The 2,444-nt window shown below is 66.9% G+C and carries 1 protein-coding gene; it reads left to right on the top strand.

What is annotated here, in order from left to right; translation table 11 throughout:
- The coding region (locus RMN86_RS02505; protein ID WP_309604247.1) for a glutamate synthase central domain-containing protein at positions 1-2,444 on the top strand (2,444 nt) is incomplete at both ends.

The following is a 2,444-nucleotide window of genomic DNA, read 5'->3' as shown; positions in this document are numbered from 1 at the left end:
GTCGGCCCTGGCGCTGGTCCACCAGCGCTTCTCCACCAACACCTTCCCGTCCTGGAAGCTGGCGCACCCCTACCGGTTCATCGCCCACAACGGCGAGATCAACACCGTGCGCGGCAACGTCAACTGGATGAACGCGCGGCGCCGGTCGATGGAAAGCGACCTGCTGGGGCCTGACCTCAACAAGATGTGGCCGCTGATCCCGCACGGCCAGTCCGACACCGCCTGCCTGGACAACGCGCTGGAGCTGCTGGTGGCCGGCGGCTATCCGCTGGCCCAGGCGGTGATGATGCTGATGCCCGAGGCCTGGGCCGGCAACCCGCTGATGGACGCCAGGCGCCGCGCTTTCTACGAGTACCATGCCGCCCTGATGGAGCCTTGGGACGGGCCGGCGGCGGTGGCCTTCACCGACGGCCGCCAGATCGGCGCGACCCTTGACCGCAACGGCTTGCGGCCCGCGCGCTTCATCATCACCGACCAGGACCATGTGATCATGGCCTCCGAGGTCGGCGTGCTCGACATTCCCGAGGAACGGATCATCCGCAAATGGCGCCTGCAGCCGGGCAAGATGCTGCTGATCGACATGGAAGAAGGCCGGATCATCGAGGACGAGGAGATCAAGCGCACCCTCGCCGCGGCCGAACCCTATGAAGACTGGCTGGCGGACACCCAGTTCAAGCTGGAGGAACTGGCGCTCGCCGCGGAGCCCGAGACGCCGCTGTCCAACGATCCGGCGACCCTGCGCGATCGTCAGCAGGCCTTTGGCTACACCCAGGAGGACCTGGCCTTTTTCCTGGAGCCTATGGCCAGGACCGGCGAGGACCCGATCGGCTCGATGGGATCGGACACGCCGATCGCCGTGCTCTCGCGCCGGCCCAAGCTGCTCTACGAGTATTTCAAACAGAATTTCGCCCAGGTGACCAACCCGCCCATCGACCCGATCCGCGAGGAGCTGGTGATGAGCCTGGTGTCGATGATCGGGCCGCGTCCGAACCGGCTGGGCCGCCAGGCCGGCACCCACAAGCGGCTCGAGGTCGCCCAGCCGATCCTCACCGACGAGGATCTGGCCAAGATCCGCTCGATCAATGAGCTGCTGGACGGCGCTTTCCGCACGGCGACCCTGGACGCCACCTGGCCGGCCGGCGAAGGCGCCAATGGCCTTGAGCCGGCGCTTGAGCGGCTCTGCCGCGAGGCCACCGACTGCGTGCTGGCCGACATGAACATCCTGATCCTGTCGGACCGCGCGACGGGGCCCGACCGCACGCCGATCCCCGCGGCGCTGGCCACCGCGGCCGTGCACCATCACCTCATCCGCCAGGGCCTGCGCATGCAGACCGGACTGGTCATCGAGACCGGTGAAGCGCGCGAGGTGCATCACTTCTGCGTCCTGGCCGGCTATGGCGCCGAGGCGGTGAACCCCTATCTGGCGTTCCAGACCCTGGAACAGTTGCGCGCCCAGAACGGACTTTCCCAATCGGCCTACGAGGTCCGCAAGAACTACATCAAGGCCATCGGCAAGGGTGTGCTGAAGGTGATGTCGAAGATGGGCATCTCCACCTACCAGTCCTATTGCGGGGCTCAGATCTTCGACGCGGTCGGCCTCTCCACCGGCCTGATCGAAAAGTATTTCACCGGCACCGCCTCGACGATCGAGGGCGTGGGGCTTGCGGAGATCGCCGGCGAGGCTGTGCGCCGCCACCGCGACGCCTATGGCGACAACCCGATCTACGCCACGATGCTGGATGTCGGCGGCCAGTACGCCTGGCGGCTGCGCGGGGAAACCCACGCCTGGACGCCGGACTCGGTCTCCAGCCTGCAGCACGCGGTGCGCGGCAATCTGCCGGACGCCTATCGCGCCTTCGCCAAGACCATCAACGAGCAGTCCGAGCGGCTGCTGACCCTGCGTGGCCTGATGCGGATGAAGCCGGCGGACACTCCGATCCCGCTTGAGGACGTCGAGCCGGCGTCGGAGATCGTCAAGCGCTTCGCCACCGGGGCCATGAGTTTCGGCTCGATCAGCCGCGAGGCGCACACCACCCTGGCGGTGGCCATGAACCGCATCGGCGGCCGCTCGAACACCGGCGAGGGCGGCGAAGAGTCCGACCGCTACAAGCCGCTGCCCAACGGCGACTCCATGCGCTCGGCGATCAAGCAGGTGGCCTCGGGGCGGTTCGGCGTCACCACCGAATACCTGGTCAACGCCGATGACATCCAGATCAAGATGGCCCAGGGCGCAAAGCCTGGCGAGGGCGGCCAGTTGCCCGGCTACAAGGTCGACAAGAACATCGCCCGGGTGCGCCATTCGACTCCCGGCGTCGGCCTGATCTCGCCGCCGCCGCATCACGACATCTACTCCATCGAGGATCTGGCCCAGCTGATCCACGATCTGAAGAACGTGAACTCCAAGGCGCGGATTTCGGTCAAGCTGGTTGCGGAAGTCGGCGTCG

It is taken from the genome of Phenylobacterium sp. (genome assembly GCF_031360265.1).
Lineage (GTDB): Bacteria > Pseudomonadota > Alphaproteobacteria > Caulobacterales > Caulobacteraceae > Phenylobacterium.
The sequence above is the reverse complement of the archived record's forward strand: the minus strand, read 5'-3'. Positions and strand labels throughout refer to the sequence as shown.